Here is a 20,090-nt window from a genome sequence, read left to right on the forward strand (position 1 = left end):
CTCTCTCAGTCGGAGGGGTTTCGGGATTGCGCCCCGCTTGTAGTTGCCGCACGCTGGGCCATGTGTTGTGGGAAGAGGAGGTTTTGGTGCGGGTGTTGGGTGCCTCGGAACAACGTTTCGTGCGGGCGGGGACCTACACCGGACGATCCGTGACGGTCGTCGGTGATCTCGATACGAATGCATTGGGGGCGGCGTTCACCGCACTACAGCATGCCTACCCGGTGGTTAGCTGCCGGATCGGCGAGGACGCCACCGGCCGCGGATATCTACTCCGACGTGGCGAAACCCCGGAGATCGGTATGACGTCGAGTCTCGGTGATCCGGATCCCGTCCGCATTCCGGAGCCTATCGATCCGGCCGGACAGCTGGCCTACCTGGATGTGGTGCACTCCGAGCGGGGCCGCTCGCGCGTCACACTTTTCGCCCACCACAGCATCGCTGACGCGGGCCACTGCGTCGAACTGCTGTCCCGACTATGGGACTTCTACACCGATTACGTCGAATCCGGGACGACAACCGTTGTGCCGCACGACTATCCGCAGTCGCTGGAATGGCATGTATCGGCGCGCGGGATCGCCCGCTCTTCGGTCTCCGGCTTCGAGGACGTCACCAAGCCGCTGCAACCCGTGGTCATTCCGCCCGCACCCGCGATCCCCGCGCCGCCCGCGCTGGACCGGCCGCGACGCATCATCTTGGACGAGGATGCGAGCGCCCGCATCATCGGCCTCGGGCGCTATCCGGGAGTGACCGTCAACGGGCTCGTAACCGCCGCCCTGCTACGTGCCTTCGCTTCGGAAAAGGCCAGGGCCACCGGCGATCCGGTGCTGCTCGGCTGTCTGTATCCGGTGGATATGCGCACCCGACTGGATCCGCCGGTCGCGCGCGCAGAGGGCACAAATATGGCGGGTCTGGCCTCTTTCGCCGCGACGGTCGACCTCTGCGTGGACATCCTCGAACTGGCCCAACACATTTCGGCTCGATTGCAACATGACCTGGCCGAGGGCATTGTCCAGCAATCGGTGCTGCACTTTCCGGATTACTTCGGCCCCAACCGGATCCACTCCTTGGCCGGGCATATCGCGGTGACGAATACCGGTGCCGTGCCTGCCTTCCGCATCCCCGCGAATATCGCGCTCACCGACTACGAGATCGTTTACGTCTCCGCCCATCCGCGTCCGTCCGCGGGTGCCTCGGCGGCAATCACCTTCCTGGTCTACACCTTCGAAGGCCGACTAACGGTCGGGGTACTCGGCCGCGACGCCGACCGGCTCGTGTCCGCGGTGCGCAGTGAATTGACGGCTCTCGCGGGGGAGGCCGTCAACTCCTGAGGCCACTATTGATAGGTGGCGTGCGTCGGGCGCATGACGAGCACGACCCGGCGCGGATGGTCGGCGACCGGGCGTTGATACGGCAGGTCGTAGCGGCGTGCGAGCACATCGAAGAATTCGCCGTCCGGATCGGGTTCGATGGCCTCGATGACGCCGCGGACCTCGAGGTAGCGGTAGGGCTTGTCCGGATCGTTGATGCTCACCGCGACTTCGGGATTCTGCTTGGTATTGACGGCTTTGCGTCGATCGATCGTGGTGGTGAAGCGCAGGCGACCGCCATCCCACACCTGCCATACCGGCGTCACCTGCGGAGTGCCGTCCGGGTTCAGCGTGGCGAGATGGGCGAACAGCGGCCGGGATAGCAAATCGGCGTGACTCTCGGGGATTACGGGGTTATCCATACTTCAAAGACTATCAAGGCTTTGATAGTTCAGCTATCTTTGACACTTATGAAATTGCCTGCGCAGCAGCGGCTCGGTCTGGACCTCAAGCGCGCCGAGCAGGAGCTGATGGCCGTCAAACACGAGGCGGTCAAACCGCTTACGGTGCCGCAGTACGCCGCTCTCTACGCGCTGTCGGAGAACCCGGGCATCTCCGCTGCCGCCCTCGCCCGCGAATGTCTGGTGACGCCGCAGGCGATGACGGTGGTCCTCAAAAATCTGCAGGAGCGCGGTTTCGTGGAGCGCACACCGCATCCCTGGCACCGCGGTGTGCTCGAAACCCGCCTCACCCCCGCGGGTCGCAAAGCTTTCGCCAAGGCCGATGCCAAGGCCGCCGCGATCGAGCGCCGTGTGGCCGCCGCCTTCAGTGCGAAGGAGCGCGAACTGTTGCGAGAGTTGTTGGCCCGGTTCATCGAGGCGCTGCAGGAATGAGGAGGCGGTAGGTTCGTAGATGTGTCGAGGAGAGCGGGTGTTCGAACGGTGCGGACCAACGGAGAACGCGGGGGCGTGCTCGGTGCCGCCGCGATCGGCGTCGGGGCGCTGGGCGTCGGCGAGTTGATCGCGGCCTCGCGCGGTGATTCGCTGATCGATGCGATCGGTCGGGTCATGGCCGATACCGCGCCGGTGCCGGTGGTGGAGACGACCGTCGCCTTATCCGGTAAGCACGACAAGGTCGTGACGCGCATCGGCGTCGGGGCCGGTGCGGTCGCCGCGACGGTCGGGCTCGGTGTGCTTTCCGATCAAGCGCGTACCCCTGCCCTCGCAGCCGTCGGTGCCGCCGCAGCCGCTTTGGGTTTCCGTCGATCGACCCGATCGTCCGCCACCGTCGCCGGTGCGGTCGCCGCCGCAGGTGTGCTCGGCCTCGGGCTGCGTAGGCGCCCGCGTGGACCGCTCGGCGCGCTGCTGTGGGCAGGCGCCGGTGCCGGACTGTTGGCCGGGGCGCGGGCGCTGATTCGCGACCACGACCGCAGACACCGCGATGCGATCCGTCGGGTCGGCCCGGTGGGTGGGATTTCGATGGTGCCGCGGGATGGGTTGGAGGACGAGCCCGGTCTGTCGTCGCTGATCACCGCGAACCGAAGTTTCTACGTGGCCGATGTCAATCTGAGTCCGCCGCGGATCGATCCGACGCGCTGGCGGCTGTCGGTGACCGGCAAGGTCGCGCATCCGCTGCGGCTGTCGCTGGCCGAATTGGCCGCGGACGCAGTGGAATTCGATGCGGTCATGGTGTGCGTGCATAATCGGCCCGGTGAGCGTCGCGCCGGTAACGGCCGCTGGTACGGGGTTCCGCTGGCCGAGTTGCTCGAGCATGCCATACCCGAAACCGGTGCGACCCGGCTGGTCACCAGGGCCACCGACGGCTACACCATCTCACTGCCGGTGGAGCCGCTGCGCTCCGGTGCGTGGCCCGGATATCTGGTGATCGGTGTGAACGGCGAGCCACTGGCCCCGGAGCACGGATTCCCGGCGCGCGTTTTCGTGCCCGGCCTCTACGGCCAGTACACCGGCGCGAAATGGCTTGCTGAACTGGAACTGACCGACGACAACCATGTCGACTACTGGTGGAAGCGCGGTTGGCCCTCGGATCCGATCTGGGTGACACCGCAGGCCCGCATCGACGTCAGCTCGCCCGGCGCGGGCACCACCAACATCGCCGGTGTCGCATGGGCGCCCCCGCACGGCGTTGAGTCCGTCGAGCTCCGCATCGGCGAAGGCGATTGGCGCCCAGTAGATCTCGGCACCGAACTCGCCCCCGCCGCCTGGCGCCGCTGGCGCACCACAGTCGACCTGCCTCCCGGCGAACACACCGTGCAGGCCCGCGCCATCAGCCGCTCCGGCGAGATCCAGGACGGCGCCCCACGCTCACCCTTCCCCTCCGGGCCAGCCGGCTTTCACACCGTCACGATCAAAATCTGACTGTCCGTCAAGTTGCCGTCGCCCAGCCAATTGGGAGCACGGCTAGCATCGAAGCGTGATCACGATCGACCTGCCGTACACCGGTCACGTGTCCCCTGGATCGAATCCGCAACAGCGGGACGTCCCCGGTGCCCGCATTATCAAAATGTCCGTCGGTGGCATGGACAATAATTGTTATCTAGTGCAGTGCACCGCCACAGGCGCGGCACTGCTCATCGACGCAGCCAACGAAGCCGACCGCATTGTCGAACTCGTCAACCAGGAGACGCCGGGCCGCATCGCCTTGGTCGTCACCACCCATCAGCATCGGGACCATTGGTGGGCCCTGGAAAAGGTCGCCGCCGCCATCGGCGCGCCGACCGCCGCGCATCCACTCGATGCCGAACCGCTGCCGGTGCGCCCCGATCGACTACTCGCCGACGGCGACCTCATCGAGGTAGGCGACCTGGCCTTCGAGGTCGTCCACCTGCGCGGTCATACCCCCGGTTCGGTTGCCCTCGCCCTGGTAGACGGCCCGGGCGTGCACTTGTTCACCGGCGACTCCCTTTTCCCGGGCGGCCTCGGCCGCACCACCAACCCGGAAGATTTCAACTCCCTCTACACCGACGTCACCACCAAGATCTTCGATCGCTATCCCGATGACGCCGTCGTCTATCCCGGTCACGGTGATGACACCACGCTCGGCGTCGAACGTCCGCACCTCGGCGAATGGCGCGAACGCGGCTGGTAGGACTTATGCGGTGCGCGGGTTGAGGCTTTCGAACATCCGCTCACTGCTGTGGGCGCCGTAGCCGTCGGCGACCTGGCGATCGACGAGATTCTTGATCGCGCCGACAATGTCCAGGTCCACACCCGCATCGCGGCTGGTCGACACGATGGCATCCACGGCGGCCTTGGTGAAATCCAAGGGTTGGAACGGTTTCGAGTAATCGCCGGAGTCGATGGTGGCTCCGGCTCTCGGGAGTGATCCGGTCATCGCGGCGATCCAACCCGATGCGCGTTGGCCGAACTCCGCTGCCGACATGCCGATCGTGCGAACCATGGCTGCCCCGTGGTAGAAGCCCGCGAACATGGCATACATCCCGGCGAGCAGGGCGAAGTCGACAAGCGCGGCCTGCCCGGCGTCCGCGCCGAAATACTCTGCGCTGCCGAGCAATTCGAGCGTCGCGCAATGGTCGTCGAAAAGCTGGCGGGAGCCGCTGTAGAGCACGGACGAGCCGGGCCGGCCGATCATCGGCGGGACGGCCATAATGCCGCCGTCGAGGAAGTCGATGCCGTGGTTCGCGGCCCATTCGGCCAGCTCGCGCGACCCGCGCGGCTCGGTGCTGGTCAGGTTGACCAGGGCGCGCCCGGCCAGGCTATCGGTCACCGGATCGAGTACCTCGTGCACGGACCGATGGTCCAACAGGCAGGCAACCACGAGATCGCTCGCGGTCACCGCTTCGGTCACCGTCCGCGCCGACTTCGCCCCTGCCGCAATGAGTTCCGCGTCCCGACCGGCACTGCGATTCCAGACCGTTGTCGGGTGTCCGGCCCGTACGAAGGCCGCGGCCAGCGCCTGTCCCATCGCGCCGAGCCCGAGGACCGTCACCGATGTCGTCATATATCCACTCCTCAAAGTTATCGAGATGCTGGTCGGCGCCGGAATCCATTCTCGATAGCCGCTGCACTATCGACAAGTACTGACTAATAAGTTCAGTACTAACCAAAAGGTAAGCATTGGCCGATCGATATCCGCCGGTTACGTTCTCGTCGACGGTGACCTGGCAGACTTGATGAGGTGAATTCGGCGACCCTGGCCTCGGCTACCGGAACCGGCCCGTCCCGCGGCGTCGGAGGCGGGCTGGTGCGCTGGGCGCGGCGGCTGGTCCTGGGCGCGATCTTGATGGGCGCGGTGCTCGTCGGCGGCACAGCATTCCGGGTGTGGCAGGTGGCGCGAATCGACGACTACACCAAGGCGGATGCGATCGTCGTCCTCGGCGCCGCGCAATACTCCGGCACACCGTCGACGGTGTTCGAGGCGCGACTGGATCAGGCCTACAAACTGTTCAAGGCCGGTGTCGCACCCAAGGTGATCACCGTCGGCGGTAAGCAGGAGGGCGATCTTTACACCGAGGCCGCCTCCGGCAAAAACTATCTGGCGGAGCGCGGCATACCGAGCGACCGGATCCTCGCGGTGGAAACGGGTTCGGACACCCTACGTAGCATCGAGGCCGTCGCGACCGCCATGAGCGCCCGTGAGATGTCCTCGGCGGTGCTGGTCAGCGATCCGTGGCATTCGCTGCGCACCAGAACCATGGCCCGCGACGCCGGGCTGGATGCCTGGACCGCCCCGACCCGGACCGGCCCCGCCGTCTACACCAGAGAATCGCAGGCACACGGAATCGCAAGGGAGACCGGGGCTTTGCTCTGGTATCAGCTCACGCACTTCTCGTCGGACTTCAAATACTCAGCGGGGCAGTGAGATTCGATGTATACCGAACACGCCCGCGAGCGAATGGTGGTGGAGGGAGCCAAGACCGCCGGACTGGGCCCGCCGCGCAGTGAATTCGAAACCGGCCACCGCACCGAATTCGCCCGCGACCGCGCCCGCGTACTGCACTCCGCGGCGCTGCGCAGACTCGCCGACAAAACCCAGGTCATGGGGCCGCGTGACGGCGACACCCCGCGCACGCGCTTGACCCATTCGATCGAAGTGGCTCAGATCGGGCGCAGCATCGCCGACGGTCTCGGCTGTGATCCAGATCTGGTCGACCTGGCCGGATTGGCGCACGATATCGGCCATCCGCCCTACGGCCACAATGGCGAGAAAGCCCTCGACCTCTTCGCTGACGCATACGGCGGATTCGAGGGCAATGCACAGAATCTGCGCATCCTCACCCGGCTCGAACCGAAGGTTTTGGATGCGGACGGCACGAGCGCGGGCTTGAATCTCACGCGCGCCGCACTCGACGCGGCTATCAAATACCCTTGGGGTAGAACAGGTTCGGGCACCAAGTTCGGTGCCTACGATATCGATCTGGATCGGCTGGAATGGGTGCGCAAGGACGCGCCGGACCGTCGCAAGAGCCTCGAGTGTCAGATCATGGACTGGTCCGACGATGTCGCGTACTCGGTGCACGATGTGGAAGACGGCGTGATCGCGGGGCGCATCGAATTGCGCGCCCTGGCCGATCCGTCCGAACAGGCGGCACTCGCCGAACTCGGGCACGGCCAGCATCCCACGCTTTCGGTGGACGACCTGATCGGTGCCGCTCAGCGGCTTTCAGAACTGCCCGTAGTGGCTGAAGCCGCCTCCTACGACGGCACCCTCGCCAGCTCGGTTGCGCTGAAGCGCCTCACCAGTGAACTGGTCGGCCGCTTCGCCACGGCCGCGATCATGGCCACACGGGAGGTCGCCGGGGCAGCGCCGCTGTCCCGTTATGCCGCGGATCTCGAGGTTCCACCGATCGTCGCCGCCGAGGTCGCGATGCTCAAAACCGTCGCCCTGCGCTACGTCATGTCCGATCTCGTGCACAAGCAGCGCCAAGCCGAGCAGCGCGAGCGGATTCAGGCGGTCGCGACCCGACTGCTGGCGACGGCACCGCACGGGTTGGATCCGCTGCTGCTCCCGTGGTGGCACGCCGCGACCGACGACACCGCGCGGGTCCGGGTAATCGTCGACCAGATCGCGTCCTACACCGAGAGTCGACTGGAGCGAGTAGACGCGTGACCAGCCGCTGGGCGTGTCGAGGCCGGACTAGCCTAGACTGACCGCCGTGGCCGGACGACTCCCAGATCGCGATATCGCGGCAATACGCGAACGCGTCCGGATCGAGGATGTGGTGGGGGAGTACGTCGCGCTGAAGCGGGCGGGTGCGGACTCCATGAGGGGCCTGTGCCCATTCCACGACGAGAAGTCGCCGTCATTCCATGTGCGGCCCAACCACGGCCTGTACCACTGCTTCGGCTGCGGTGAGGGCGGTGACGTCTTCGCCTTCCTGCAGAAGGTCGAGCACACCGGTTTCGTCGAGGCGGTGGAGCAGCTCGCCGATCGGATCGGCTACCAGATCAACTACGAAGGCGGCGGCACCTCGGTGCAGCGCGACCGCGGCACCAGGGGACGGTTGGTTGCCGCCAATGCCGCCGCGCACGAGTTCTACATGGCCAAATTGCGCGAGCCCGATGCCGAGGTTGCGCGCAAATTCTTGACCGACCGCAACTTCGACGGCAATGCCGCCCAGCAATTCGGCTGCGGCTATGCCCCGGCGGGCTGGGATACGCTCACGAAGCATCTGCTGCGTAAGGGTTTCGACTTCAAGGAGCTCGAGGCGGCCGGGCTGTCGCGTCAGGGCCAGCGCGGACCGATCGACCGCTTCCATCGGCGGCTGCTGTGGCCGATCCGCAATCTCGGCGGTGATGTCATCGGCTTCGGTGCGCGCAAGCTGTTCGACGACGACACCATGCCCGGCAAATACATCAATACGCCGGAAACCTTGCTGTACAAGAAGTCTCAGGTGCTGTTCGGCCTGGACCACGCCAAGCGCGAGATCGCCAAGGGCCACCAGGCGGTAGTGGTCGAGGGCTATACCGACGTGATGGCCATGCATCTGGCCGGGGTGAAAACCGCCGTCGCCTCCTGTGGCACCGCCTTCGGTGACGAGCATCTCGCCCTGTTGCGCCGACTGCTCATGGATGACAACTTCTGGCGCGGCGAAATCATCTACACCTTCGACGGTGACGCGGCCGGACAGGCGGCGGCATTGAAAGCCTTTGCGGGCGACCAGAAGTTGGCCGGGCAGACCTACATCGCCATCGCCCCCGACGGCCAGGACCCGTGCGAACTGCGCCAGCGCTCCGGCGACGGCGCCGTGCGCGACCTGGTAGCCCGGCGAACCCCGTTGTACGAGTTCGTGATTCGCGGTCTGCTCGCCGACCACAACCTGGATACCGCCGAGGGACAGGTGGAGGCGCTGCGCCGTGCCGTGCCGGTGGTGGCGCAGATCAAGGACAACGCGCTGCGCAAGGCGTACGCGACCAAGCTGGCGGGCTGGGTCGGCTGGGACGATATCCAGACCGTCGTGCGGCGCGTCGGTGAGGAAGCCAAGCGCAATCGCAACGGTGGTCGCCCGAGCGGTCGTGGCCCAGTAGCGGGCACGCCGCAGCCCAGCGCGGTCGTCGCCGAACACCCCGCAGCCCGTCCCAACCCGAACGACCCGACGCTGCTGCCGCAACGGCAGGCGCTCGGCGCGGCACTGCAGTATCCGGCGATGGCGGGCGCGGTTTTCGATTCGATCGAGAACGAGGCCTTCACCCATCCGGCTTACGCGGCCGTGCGCGCCATGATCGCCGAGGCCGGTGGCACGGCATCCGGGCTCAGCGGCGCCGAGTGGGTCAACGCCGTATCGGACGGGACCGATGATTTGACCATGCGGGCCTTGGTCTCCGAGTTGTCGGGCGAGCAGATGCCGGTGAAGTCGGCCAATGACATTCCCCGGTTCGTCACCGGGGTGCTGGCCCGAGTTCAGGAAGCCTGGGTCGGCCGTCAGATCGCGGAGCTGAAGTCGAAGCTGCAGCGTGTGTCCTCGACCGAGCAGGCCGACGCGTATATGGCGCTGTTCGGTGACCTCGTGGCGCTGGAGCAGTACCGCAAGAGTTTGCTCACCCAGGCGATGGGGAATCACGACGATTTCGCAGCGGGCTGACTAGCTCCGGAGTCCGGGTAGCCACTGCGTGCGATTCGTCGTACCGCGCATGTCGTAATCAGAGAAGTAGCCGCGCTGACGGCCAGCCGCTGCGGTTAGCGGTGCACCCGAGGACGACTAGGTGCACCACTTCGACTGCTAACCGGCACATTTCCGGCTCGAATCCCCCGAATTCAGCGGCGCAGCTGATCCTGCGGCACCAGAATCGTGGTCCGCTCATCCAGCGGCACCATCGGCTCCAACTTCGCCTGGGTACTGAGCTTGTCCGACAGCTTCTGTCGCCCGAAGAGAACCAGCTTGCGAGTCACCGGGCTCCCGGTGACCGCGCGGGTCGCCGCACTGATCTGTTCATAGCGACCCCGCCCGGCCTTCGTCCCGAGCACGTAACCGGCCGCAATGCCGATGATCAACCGCAGCATCTCGTAGAGCTCCTCCCAAAGTGCCTGTGCGCGGCTACCATCCTGCCCGACGCCGGGTACACCTGTCGATCCGGATCCACCCCCACCGCGCGCCACCCCCAGACACGCCGAAGCCCCCGCATGTCTCCAGGTAGAGACGCGATTTGGGAAGGCGAGCGCCGATACGCTAAAGTTTCACCTCGGCCCGCCCAGTACGGACGAGCCAAGGATAGTCCCCTATAGCTCAATTGGCAGAGCAGCCGACTGTTAATCGGCAGGTTTCTGGTTCGAGTCCAGATGGGGGAGCTTTGACCAGGGCGAACTTATCAGTTCGACCCTGGTTTTGTCCGTTTTGGGGGTCGAACGACACGGAAACGACACGTTTTCAGCCGGAGAGGCGTCCCAAGGCCGCCGTGAAGTCGGGTGCTTCGGTCGGTTGGTCGATGTAGTGGCGCTTGGTGACCGAGTCGTTCGCGTGGCCGAGTTGTTGGGCTGCGGCCTGGGGGCCGTATTCGTCGGCGATGAGGGATGCGACGGTCTTGCGGAAGGTCTTGGGCGTGACCCAGGCGAACTTCTCCCCGCGGGCCTGTCGCCACAGCCGGTTGAAGTTGTGCGGGTCCCAGATCCCGCCGTCGCGGTTGGGGAAGACCAGGTCCAGGTCATTGTCGACCGCTTCGGCTTGACTCGCCGGAGGGTCTCGACGACGAACTGGGGCAGGACCACTGTCCGATAGCCCGAGTCGGTCTTGGTCCATTCCTGGCGGATAAGTCCTTTGCCTTTGATTCGAATGATTGTGCCGGAAAAGGTGATTCGCGCCGGTTTGTTGTCGAGGTCGACATCGGCCCAATGCAGGGCGAGTGCTTCTCCGGGGCATGGGCCGGTTCCGAGTTCGATGTCGGCGACGTCGAGGACCCGCGGGTTGCGTTTGGGGCCGTGGGTGTAGGCCAGCGCGCCATCGAATAGCTTTTCCGGCCACCCACGCCTGCAGCTGCGCGCGCAGCTCTGTGAGGGTCTCCATGTCGGCTGCACGCGATTTCTGGCGCTTCGAGGAAGGTCCGCGACCTCGCGGACCGGGTGCGGTCAATGGCGTCATGGCGGACGGCCATGCTCATCATCTCGGAGGGAATGACCCGCTGTCGCCGCGCTTTCTCACGGTGGTCGTCGAGCACGATCCGTTTCAGGTGCGCATCGATACGGATGTGGTGGCATCCCACAGGCGCAGGCCGCCGAGCGCTGATTTGATCTTGACGGTTCCCTCGCAGTTCCGCGGGTGTTGCAGTGTTGACATACGCTGCCGAACTGCAAGGGGACCGGCCGCTTTTGCAGGTAGCGGGGATACCGGTGCGGGGGAGAGAATAGATGCCTGATGTTATGTGCACCATCAGTATTTGGGTATGTCCCTGACATGCGCCGTGTCCGTCCAGCGGGGTGCCCGAAGCGGGCAGTGCCGTTGTGAATGAACCCTTGCGCCCTTTTTGTTGGAATAACGGGCAGCCTCCCGAAATCTCTGCCTCGATATCCGATTCGTGACCAGGGGGACTCGATGAATCCCACGGCAACCATCCGCCCGGAATCTGTGGAGCGAGCCGACCTCGGGCCGCCGCCACGTACTCGGGAGTGTCCATGACCGATACCACCGCTTCGGTCACCGAAAAGCCGAGCCAGGCTAGGCCGCATTGCTGGGGCTTCGGCATCGACGTGGGCGGTAGCGGCGTGAAGGGCGGCGTTGTCGATCTCGGCACTGGGCAGCTGATCGGCGACCGCTTCAAACTCCCGACCCCGCGGCCGGCTACTCCGGAGGCTCTCGCCGACACGATCCACGAGGTGGTGAAGCATTTCCAGTGGGACGCGCCGCTTGGCGTCACCTATCCGGGTGTGGTCAGCGGCGGCGTCGCCCGTACCGCCGCGCACCTCGACAAGTCTTGGATCGGAGTGAACGCCCAGGAGGTGATCAGCGCCGAACTCGGCGGACAGCCGGTGACCCTGCTCAATGACGCCGACGCGGCGGGATTGGCCGAAGTCGAGTTCGGTGCCGGCAAGGACAGCGACGGCGTCATTGTGCTGCTGACGTTTGGCACCGGCATCGGTTCGGCGGTAATCCACAACGGGGTGTTGTTGCCCAACACTGAATTCGGTCACATCGAGGTCGGCGGAATGGAGGCCGAGCGTCGGGGCGCCGCGTCGGTCAAGGAAAGGCACGCCTGGAGCTACAAACGGTGGGCCCCGGAGGTGACGAAGGTGCTGGTCGCCATCGAAAACGCGATCTCGCCCGACCTGTTCATCGCCGGTGGCGGGGTCAGCCGCAAGGGCGACAAATGGATTCCGTTGCTGAAGAACCGCACGCCGGTGGTGGCCGCCGCGTTGCAGAACACTGCGGGGATCGTCGGGGCGGCAGTGGCTGCGCGTGCCGATCCAACGCGCGCAACGAGCCCGCTCGGCGGCAGCGGTCGTCTTCGCTGGGCTTGATGAGTGGGACCCGGCCGTGGTTGTCGCTGCGGTGTCTGAACATGCGCCTTCGGCGCCGCCAGCTGACTGAATCGCGAACCACGTCGGTACTGCCAGATGTGGTCAAGAGTTTTGTCGAGACCTTCTGCCACTGAGGCGCATCTCCATACCCATGTGTTCGGCGAAAGCCGGCGGGGCGGCGGTGCCTACGTTAGGGAGCACTCCGCCTCGACAATGTCTGCCACGCCGGCTGCACGGAACGGTCTCCCTGACGGGGGACACCGAGGGTCAGAACTGGACGCTGGCGTGCATTTCCCAGACCAGGATCTCGGCGGGCTCGCTCGCGGTGACCTGCTGGCCGCCGGTAGCGGTGAAGCGCACCGCGTCGCCGGTATACAGCGGGCCGGCACTCTCCAGTGTCACCGCGCCGCGGGCCACGAACAGGTGCAGGAACGGTGCGTCGGGCAGGTGCACCGACTGTCCTGGGGCGAGCCGCGCGACGTACAGGGCCGCGTGCGAGTTCCGGATCCGGATCGCGGCGTGGCCGTCATGTTTGCGCATACCCGAGGCGACCGGCAGCAGACCACCGGACAGCAGTTCCGCCTCGATCTCCAACTGCTCATAACCGGGGGTGATACCGGCCTCGTCGGGCACCACCCACATCTGCACGAAGTGCACCGGGTCCTGGTGGACGTCGCCGCTGAGCCGCCACGAGTCGTTCTTCTCCGAGTGCAGGATGCCGGTGCCGGCGCTCATGCGCTGCGCCAGGCCGGGGTAGATCACGCCGTTGTGGCCGGTGGAGTCCTGGTGGACCAGCGAGCCCTCCAGCACCCACGTGACGATCTCCATGTCGCGGTGTGGATGGGTGTCGAACCCCGTACCGGGATCGACGATGTCGTCGTTGTTGACCAGCAGCAGCCCATGATGAGTGTTGGCCTGGTCGAGATGGTGGCCGAAGGAGAACGAGTGTTTGGAATCCAGCCAGCCGAAGTCGGACTTGAACCGGTCCTCGGCGCGGCGGATGTCGACGGTGGGAGTCAAGTCGATGGTGCTCATGAGGTGCCTTCCTCCAAGATCGGTGCCGGCCTGATCACCGACCCACAATTTGGTTTCCATGGAAACTAACCCGCGTCGGAGCGGAACTATTCCGCCGGCGATCACGCCGCATCCGGTTGTCGCTTCCATTTGTTAGTTGCTATGTCCACCACCGGCGCTCTCGGGTTGTCACCGTTGTCGTCTGTCTTCCAATTGCCTTCGAAGGCCGTCAGTTCGGCCGGCTGGCGCTGGCCTATGAAAACCCCGGTCTCCTCACTGGCATTAGCTGGATCGGCATCAGGATCGCCAGGACCTCGAGCGCGATCGAGACCGTTGACCTCCGATCAGGACATGCGTGGACGGCGGAGCGTCACTGGTCGTTAGGGCCTCGAAACAGCTTGCCGAAGGCCGTCTACCGGCGCCCCTGTTCCGGCAGGACCAATCGGTTTCCGTTTTTCGCCTTGTCGGACCGTTTCATGCCTGTGGCGCGGTCGGGAGGATTGGCGGTGTCGAATATCCGGCGGCCGGCCGGTCGCGCCGATCCGAAGGAATTGATATGGCCACTGCTGTAGGAATCGATCTGGGAACTACGAATTCTGTCATCGCGAGCTGGCAGGGCGGGGAGCCGGTGGTGATCGCCAATGCCGAGGGCGCGCGCACCACACCGTCGGTGGTTGCCTTCACCGAGAGCGGTGAGCGACTTGTCGGTCAGCTTGCCCGCAGACAGTCGATTTTGAATCCGAAGGGCACGATCTATTCGGCGAAGCGATTCATCGGTCGCCACTTCGACGAAATATCAGAGGAAGCCAAGGCGGTGAGCTTCGACGTCGTCGAGGGTGAGGGCGGCGTTGCTAGGTTCGATGTGCGAGGCAAGAAGTATGCGCCCGAGGAGATCAGCGCGCTGGTGCTGCGCAAGCTGGTCGATGACGCGAGCAAATATCTCGGGGAGCGGGTCAAAGAAGCGGTGATCACCGTGCCCGCCTACTTCAACGACGCACAGCGCAATGCCACCAAGGACGCGGGCCGGATCGCGGGACTCGACGTCCTGCGCATCATCAACGAGCCGACCGCCGCAGCATTGGCGTACGGATTGGACAAGCAGACCCACGAGACGGTGCTCGTATTCGATCTCGGTGGTGGCACTTTCGATGTCAGTCTGCTCGACGTCGGTGACGGTGTGGTCGAGGTCCGCTCCACCGCGGGCGATTCCCATTTGGGCGGCGACGACTTCGACCGGCGCATCGTCGACTATCTCGCCGACGAATTCCAGCGCGCAGAGCACATCGACCTACGTGCCGATCCGCAAGCGCTGCAACGACTTTTCGAGGCGGCAGAGAAGGCCAAGGTCGAGCTGTCCTCGGTGTCACAGACACAGGTGAATCTGCCCTTCGTCACCGCCGACGCGAACGGACCCAAGCACCTCACCACCACGATCATGCGCTCGAAGTTCGATGACCTGACCGCGGATCTGGTGCAGCGCTGCCTCGGCCCGGTGGAGCAGGCCATGAAGGACGCCAAGGTCACCGCCAATGACATCGACGAGGTGATCCTGGTCGGCGGTTCCACCCGTATCCCGGCGGTACAGGCGCTGGTGCGCAGGCTCACCGGCGGCAAGGACCCGAACATGAGCGTCAACCCGGACGAGGTCGTCGCGCTCGGCGCGGCCGTCCAGGCCGGTGTGCTCAAGGGTGAGGTCTCCGATGTGCTGCTGCTGGACGTAACGCCGCTGTCGCTCGGCGTGGAGACCCAGGGCGGCGTGATGACGAAGATCATCGAGCGCAATACCACCATTCCGGCCCGGCGCAGCGAGGTGTTCTCCACCGCGGAGGACAACCAGCGCGCGGTCGATGTGGTGGTGCTCCAGGGCGAACGTGAGCGCGCCTCCGACAACCGCGTGCTCGGCCGGTTCCGACTGGAGGACATCCGGCCCGCACCACGCGGCCAGGCGCACGTCGAGGTCACCTTCGACATCGACGCAAACGGCATCCTCAATGTCACCGCACGCGACAAGGACACCGGTAAAGAGCAGAGCATCACGATCAGCGAGCAGTCCAATTTGGACCAGAGCGAGGTCGACCGGATGCTCGCCGAGGCCGAGCAGCACCGCCGCGAAGACGAGGAACTGCGCAAGGCCGTCGATGCCCGCAACGCGTTGGATTCGGCCGCGTACCAGGTGGAACGGCGCCTGGCCGAACTCGGTGACAGCGCGCCGCCGCACGAGAGGGCACGCGCCGAGATGCTGATCGCCGACGCCAGACAGGCCGTCAAAGAAGAAGCGCCGCTGGATCGCGTGCAGTCGCTCACCTCGGAACTGCAGCAATTGCAGTACGGGTTGCAGCCCGCGCAAACCGGCGGCGGCGACGGACAGTCGAGCTACGCGGGCGCGGGTGGAGGCGCGGGCTCACCCGGTGACGACGACGTGATCGACGCCGAATTCGACCGGAGCTGAGGGATTTCCGATGGAAACCTCCGCAGACCAGTCGACCACCGACACCCCCGATCCGGATGCGGCGCCCGAACAACCCGCAGCCCAGATCGCACAGTTGGAAGACCGCTGGCGCCGCGCCGCCGCCGATCTGGACAACCTACGCAAGCGCTACGCCAGGGATCTCGATCGAGAGCGCGCGGACGAACGATCGAAGGTGGCAGGTGCCTGGCTACCGATGCTGGACAACTTGGAACTGGCGCTGGCGCACGCGAAAGGCGATGCGGACCCACTCGTCGCGGGCGTTCGCGCGATCCGGGACCAGGCGGTGCAGGTACTCGAACAGCTCGGCTACCCGAGGCATTCGGAGGTCGGGGTGCCGTTCTCCCCGGAAATGCACGAGGTGGTCAGCGTGGTCGACCGGCCCGATTTCCCGCCGGGAACCGTGGTCGAGGTGCTGCGCCCCGGATACGGCGAGAACGGACGGCAGCTGCGTCCGGCGGCCGTGATCGTCAGCAGACGCGAGGAGTGAGCGTCGATGGCGCGCGACTACTACGAGGTCCTCGGGGTTCCCCGCGACGCCGACAAGGACCAGATTCAGCAGGCATATCGCAAGTTGGCGCGGCGATATCACCCGGATGTGAATTCCGATCCGGCGGCGGAGGATCGGTTCAAGGAGGTCAGCGAGGCGTACGAGGTCCTGTCCGATCCGTCGACGAGGAGTCGCTACGACCGCTTCGGTGAGGACTTCCGGCGGGTGCCGGAGGACTACGACGAACGGGTCGGCGCGGCCACCGGTGGTTTCGGTGGCGGCAGCGGTGGTTTCGGTGGCAGCAGGGGCGGTTTCGGTGGCGGGACCCGCGTGCACTTCGGTCGCGGTTTCGACGGCAACGTCGACTTCAGCGACATATTCGGCGACGTCTTCGGTGGCCGTGGCGGCGGATACGGACCGATTCCGGGTGCCGATCAGGAGGCGGTCCTGGAGCTGACCGTTGAGGAGGCCTACCGCGGCGGCAAGCGCAAGCTCGGGCTCGACGGGCGCAGCTACGACGTTGATATCCCGGCCGGGGTGATAGACGGCCAGCGGATCCGGCTGGCCGGGCAGGGCGGCAGGGGCAGTGGCGACGCGCCTGCTGGGGACCTCTACCTGGTCGTGCACATCAAGCCGCATCCGCGCTTCCGGTTGGTTGGCCGCGACATCTACGTCGATCTGCCCGTGTCCCCGTGGGAGGCGGTGCTCGGCGCCACCGTCGCGGTCCCGACTCCGGGCGGCGAGGCAAAAGTCAAAGTGGCGCCGGGCTCCTCGACCGGGCGCAAGCTGCGATTGCGTGGCGCGGGCATGCCCAATGCCCGCGGCGCCGACGGCAACCTGTACGCCGAGGTCAAGGTCATAGTGCCGTCGAAACCGACCGCGCGGGAACGGGAGCTGTTCGAGCAGTTGGCCGCCGAATCGACCTTCGATCCGAGGAGAGAGCAATGAGCGCGCCCACACCGCAATACGTGATCGTGCGGCAACCGGGGCTGCGGCTCGACGATTTCGCACAGCGGTCCGGTCTGCATCCGGACATGGTGCGCAGATTGGTCGCGCTCGGACTGCTCGACGGTGCCCGCGAAGGTACCGAACTTCGCTTCGAACCGTCCGCGGTGGCCGTTGTCGCCCGAATCCAGCGCTTGCGGTCCGGGCTCGGATTGAACTATGCGGCAATCGGGTTGGTGCTCGATCTGCTGGACCGAATCGAAGAACTCGAAGCCGATCCTCGTAGAAGGAGGACGTCCCGATGGACACCAGCAAGTTGACGGAGAAGTCTCGGGAAGCCTTGAGCGAAGCGCAGAACGCGGCGACGCGATTGGGGCACAGCGAGGTCGACGGCGAACATCTGCTGCTCGCCTTGATCGACCAGCCGGACGGGCTGGTGCCCCGGCTGCTCGACCAGGCGGGCGCGGATCTCGACGCGTTGCGCGCTGACCTGAATCGCGAGTTGGTCCGCCGACCCAAGGTCAGCGGGCCGGGCGCCGCGCCGGGGCAGGTGATGGTCACCCGGCGGTTGGCGGCGCTGCTCGAATCGGCCGAACGAGAAGCCAAGCGGCTCAAGGACTCCTATGTTTCGGTGGAGCACCTGGTAATGGCGCTGACCGAAGAGGGATCGGGCACTGTGGCGGGCCGGCTCCTCGCGGGTCAGGGCATCACCGGAGAGTCGTTCTTGCAGGCGCTCACCGCGGTTCGTGGTAATCAGCGGGTGACCTCGGCGACCCCGGAGGGCGCTTACGAGGCACTGGAGAAATACGGCCGCGACCTCGTCGCCGAAGCCAGCGCGGGCAAGCTGGACCCCGTTATCGGCCGGGACGCCGAGATCCGCAGGGTGACACAGATTTTGAGCAGGAAGACCAAGAACAATCCGGTATTGATCGGTGATCCCGGCGTCGGCAAGACCGCGATCGTGGAGGGCTTGGCCCAGCGCATCGTCCGTGGCGATGTGCCAGAAGGCCTGCGCGACAAGACGATCTTCTCCCTCGATATGGGTTCGTTGGTGGCGGGGGCGAAATATCGAGGCGAGTTCGAGGAGCGTCTGCAAGCCGTGCTGTCGGAGGTGAAGGCGGCCGAGGGCCGCATTCTGCTCTTCGTCGACGAGCTACATACCGTGGTCGGCGCGGGATCGGTCGGCGGTGAAGGATCCCTCGACGCGGGCAATATGCTCAAGCCGATGCTCGCCCGCGGCGAGCTACACATGATCGGCGCCACCACCATGGACGAGTACCGCAAACACATCGAATCCGATGCGGCACTGGAACGTCGATTCCAGACTGTGCTGGTGGACGAGCCCAGCATGGAGGATGCGGTGTCCATCCTGCGCGGCCTGCGCGAACGCCTCGAGGTCTTCCACGGCGTGAAGATCCAGGACGGCGCGCTGGTGGCGGCCGTGACCCTGTCGCATCGCTACATCACCGACCGCTTCCTGCCGGACAAAGCCATCGACCTGGTCGACGAGGCATGTGCTCGGCTGCGCACCGAAATCGACTCGATGCCAGCGGAACTCGATGAACTCACCAGGAAGGTGACCCGGCTGGAGATCGAAGAGGCGGCACTGTCCAAGGAGACGGACGCGGCAAGCAAGGCTCGTCTCGAGGAGCTCCGAAAGGAACTTGCCGATCTGCGGGCCGAGGCCGACTCGAGACACGCCCAATGGGAGGCCGAACGGCAGGCGATCCGGCGGGTGCAGGAATTGCGTGGACAACTCGAGCAACTGCGCCACGAAGCCGAAGAGGCCGAACGCAATTACGACCTTAATCGCGCGGCCGAGTTGCGCTACGGCGAGATCACCAAGCTGGAACGCAATCTGCAAGCGGCAGAGGAACAATTGCGAACCAAGCAGGGCAAGCAGCCGCTGCTGCAAGAGGTTGTCACCGAGGACGAGATCGCCGAAATCGTCGCCGCGTGGACCGGAATCCCGGTAGCCCGGCTAAAAGAGGGCGAGCGGGAGAAGTTGCTACGGCTCGATGAAATCCTGCACGAGCGGGTGGTCGGGCAGGAGGAGGCGGTGCAACTTGTCGCGGACGCGGTGATCCGGGCCCGGTCGGGAATCCGCGATCCACGCAGGCCGATCGGATCGTTCATCTTCCTCGGACCCACCGGCGTCGGCAAGACGGAACTCGCGAAGACCTTGGCCGCGGCGCTTTTCGACAGCGAAGACAATATGGTGCGCCTGGACATGAGCGAGTACCAGGAGCGGCATACGGTCAGCAGGTTGATCGGTGCGCCTCCCGGCTACGTCGGTTATGACGAGGGCGGGCAGCTCACCGAGGCGGTGCGCCGCAAGCCGTATTCGGTGGTGCTGTTCGACGAGATCGAGAAGGCGCACGCCGACGTGTTCAATACTCTGTTGCAGGTGCTCGACGACGGTCGGATCACCGATTCGCAAGGCCGACAGGTCGATTTCCGCAACACCGTGATCATCATGACCTCGAATATCGGCTCCCACCATCTACTCGAGGGTGTCACCGCCCACGGCGAAATCAAGCCGGACGCGCGGGATCGGGTACTCGCCGAGCTGCGGGGACACTTCCGTCCCGAGTTTCTCAACCGCGTCGACGACATCGTGCTGTTCACGCCGCTGACGCTGCCGCAGATCGAGCACATCGTCGAGCTGCAACTCGAAGAACTCCGACAGCGCCTGGCGGAACGGCAGATCAGGCTCGACATCACTCCGGAGGCGCGCAGGCTCATTGCCCAGCACGGATTCGATCCGGTCTACGGTGCGCGGCCGTTGCGCCGCTACATCGCGCACGAAGTCGAGACGAAGATCGGCCGGGCGCTCATGCGCGGCGATATCGGTCAGGGCGGCGCCGTCACGGTCACCGTGGACGGTGCCGATCTCGCGGTCGCGTACACCGCGCCCGCGATCGCGGCATGAAAACGAGGT

The 20,090-nt window shown here is 65.5% G+C and carries 18 protein-coding genes and 1 tRNA gene; 14 read left to right on the forward strand and 5 right to left on the reverse strand.

Annotated elements, in window-relative coordinates; all coding sequences use genetic code 11:
• Window positions 1–62: 62 nt before the first annotated feature.
• A complete protein-coding gene (locus ACIBJI_RS12475) occupies window positions 63–1,328 on the forward strand; it encodes an acyltransferase (protein ID WP_364339327.1) in 1,266 nt (421 codons plus the stop codon).
• 5 nt (window positions 1,329–1,333) lie between these two features.
• On the opposite strand, the gene ACIBJI_RS12480 is transcribed toward ACIBJI_RS12475, so the two are convergent.
• Window positions 1,334–1,729, reverse strand: a complete 396-nt coding sequence (locus ACIBJI_RS12480; protein ID WP_364339329.1) for a PPOX class F420-dependent oxidoreductase — start codon at window positions 1,727–1,729, stop codon at window positions 1,334–1,336.
• Between the two features lie 48 nt (window positions 1,730–1,777).
• On the opposite strand from ACIBJI_RS12480, the gene ACIBJI_RS12485 reads away from it, so the two are divergent.
• From ACIBJI_RS12485 to ACIBJI_RS12495, 3 genes are read left to right on the forward strand one after another with little or no spacing between them, the layout of a single operon-like run.
• Window positions 1,778–2,200, forward strand: coding sequence for a MarR family transcriptional regulator (locus ACIBJI_RS12485; protein WP_364339331.1), 423 nt, complete (start codon window positions 1,778–1,780; stop codon window positions 2,198–2,200).
• A 48-nt stretch (window positions 2,201–2,248) separates the two neighbouring features.
• Window positions 2,249–3,685, forward strand: coding sequence for a molybdopterin-dependent oxidoreductase (locus ACIBJI_RS12490; protein WP_364339333.1), 1,437 nt, complete (start codon window positions 2,249–2,251; stop codon window positions 3,683–3,685).
• Window positions 3,686–3,740: 55 nt separating this feature from the next.
• The gene (locus ACIBJI_RS12495; protein ID WP_364339335.1) at window positions 3,741–4,415 is read left to right on the forward strand and encodes an MBL fold metallo-hydrolase; all 675 of its coding nucleotides are present in this window, start codon (window positions 3,741–3,743) and stop codon (window positions 4,413–4,415) included.
• Between the two features lie 3 nt (window positions 4,416–4,418).
• Here the strand turns inward: ACIBJI_RS12495 and ACIBJI_RS12500 are convergent, their stop codons facing one another.
• Window positions 4,419–5,288, reverse strand: coding sequence for an NAD(P)-binding domain-containing protein (locus ACIBJI_RS12500; RefSeq protein WP_364339338.1), 870 nt, complete (start codon window positions 5,286–5,288; stop codon window positions 4,419–4,421).
• 282 nt (window positions 5,289–5,570) lie between these two features.
• Here ACIBJI_RS12500 and ACIBJI_RS12505 point away from each other — a divergent pair, with 282 nt between their 5' ends.
• The 3 genes from ACIBJI_RS12505 to dnaG are packed head-to-tail and all read left to right on the forward strand — an operon-like array spanning window position 5,571 to window position 9,369.
• Window positions 5,571–6,149 (forward strand): YdcF family protein, encoded by a 579-nt coding sequence (locus ACIBJI_RS12505; RefSeq protein ID WP_364339791.1) that lies wholly within the window; start codon window positions 5,571–5,573, stop codon window positions 6,147–6,149.
• Window positions 6,150–6,155: 6 nt separating this feature from the next.
• The gene (locus ACIBJI_RS12510; protein ID WP_364339340.1) at window positions 6,156–7,397 is read left to right on the forward strand and encodes a deoxyguanosinetriphosphate triphosphohydrolase; all 1,242 of its coding nucleotides are present in this window, start codon (window positions 6,156–6,158) and stop codon (window positions 7,395–7,397) included.
• Window positions 7,398–7,443: 46 nt separating this feature from the next.
• Window positions 7,444–9,369, forward strand: a complete 1,926-nt coding sequence (gene dnaG / locus ACIBJI_RS12515; RefSeq protein ID WP_364339342.1) for a DNA primase — start codon at window positions 7,444–7,446, stop codon at window positions 9,367–9,369.
• A gap of 173 nt (window positions 9,370–9,542) precedes the next feature.
• On the opposite strand, the gene ACIBJI_RS12520 is transcribed toward dnaG, so the two are convergent.
• The gene (locus ACIBJI_RS12520; RefSeq protein ID WP_063040910.1) at window positions 9,543–9,788 is read right to left on the reverse strand and encodes a hypothetical protein; all 246 of its coding nucleotides are present in this window, start codon (window positions 9,786–9,788) and stop codon (window positions 9,543–9,545) included.
• A gap of 212 nt (window positions 9,789–10,000) precedes the next feature.
• Between ACIBJI_RS12520 and ACIBJI_RS12525 the strand changes: the two genes are divergently transcribed.
• Window positions 10,001–10,073, forward strand: a tRNA-Asn gene (locus ACIBJI_RS12525).
• 79 nt (window positions 10,074–10,152) lie between these two features.
• Here ACIBJI_RS12525 and ACIBJI_RS12530 read toward each other — a convergent pair.
• Entirely contained in the window at window positions 10,153–10,521 is a 369-nt protein-coding gene (locus ACIBJI_RS12530; protein WP_364339345.1) for a tyrosine-type recombinase/integrase, read from the reverse strand.
• Between the two features lie 869 nt (window positions 10,522–11,390).
• Between ACIBJI_RS12530 and ppgK the strand changes: the two genes are divergently transcribed.
• Window positions 11,391–12,233 (forward strand): polyphosphate--glucose phosphotransferase, encoded by an 843-nt coding sequence (gene ppgK, locus ACIBJI_RS12535; protein WP_396955831.1) that lies wholly within the window; start codon window positions 11,391–11,393, stop codon window positions 12,231–12,233.
• A 267-nt stretch (window positions 12,234–12,500) separates the two neighbouring features.
• On the opposite strand, the gene ACIBJI_RS12540 is transcribed toward ppgK, so the two are convergent.
• Window positions 12,501–13,268, reverse strand: coding sequence for a pirin family protein (locus tag ACIBJI_RS12540; protein WP_364339349.1), 768 nt, complete (start codon window positions 13,266–13,268; stop codon window positions 12,501–12,503).
• A gap of 535 nt (window positions 13,269–13,803) precedes the next feature.
• Here ACIBJI_RS12540 and dnaK point away from each other — a divergent pair.
• Genes dnaK through clpB form a run of 5 tightly spaced genes read left to right on the forward strand, consistent with a single transcriptional unit; the run spans window position 13,804 to window position 20,081 of the window.
• Window positions 13,804–15,696, forward strand: coding sequence for a molecular chaperone DnaK (gene dnaK, locus ACIBJI_RS12545; protein ID WP_364339351.1), 1,893 nt, complete (start codon window positions 13,804–13,806; stop codon window positions 15,694–15,696).
• 10 nt (window positions 15,697–15,706) lie between these two features.
• On the forward strand, window positions 15,707–16,204 hold the full coding sequence (locus tag ACIBJI_RS12550) for a nucleotide exchange factor GrpE (protein ID WP_364339353.1): 498 nt from the start codon (window positions 15,707–15,709) through the stop codon (window positions 16,202–16,204).
• Between the two features lie 6 nt (window positions 16,205–16,210).
• Window positions 16,211–17,152: a J domain-containing protein gene (locus ACIBJI_RS12555; protein WP_364339355.1), complete on the forward strand. Its 942-nt coding sequence runs from the start codon at window positions 16,211–16,213 to the stop codon at window positions 17,150–17,152.
• Window positions 17,149–17,469, forward strand: coding sequence for a chaperone modulator CbpM (locus ACIBJI_RS12560; RefSeq protein WP_364339357.1), 321 nt, complete (start codon window positions 17,149–17,151; stop codon window positions 17,467–17,469). Before ACIBJI_RS12555 ends, ACIBJI_RS12560 begins: the two co-directional genes overlap by 4 nt.
• The gene (gene clpB / locus ACIBJI_RS12565; RefSeq protein WP_397084064.1) at window positions 17,451–20,081 is read left to right on the forward strand and encodes an ATP-dependent chaperone ClpB; all 2,631 of its coding nucleotides are present in this window, start codon (window positions 17,451–17,453) and stop codon (window positions 20,079–20,081) included. Before ACIBJI_RS12560 ends, clpB begins: the two co-directional genes overlap by 19 nt.
• Window positions 20,082–20,090: the final 9 nt, after the last annotated feature.

This window comes from Nocardia sp. NPDC050408, from assembly GCF_044458905.1.
GTDB lineage: Bacteria > Actinomycetota > Actinomycetes > Mycobacteriales > Mycobacteriaceae > Nocardia.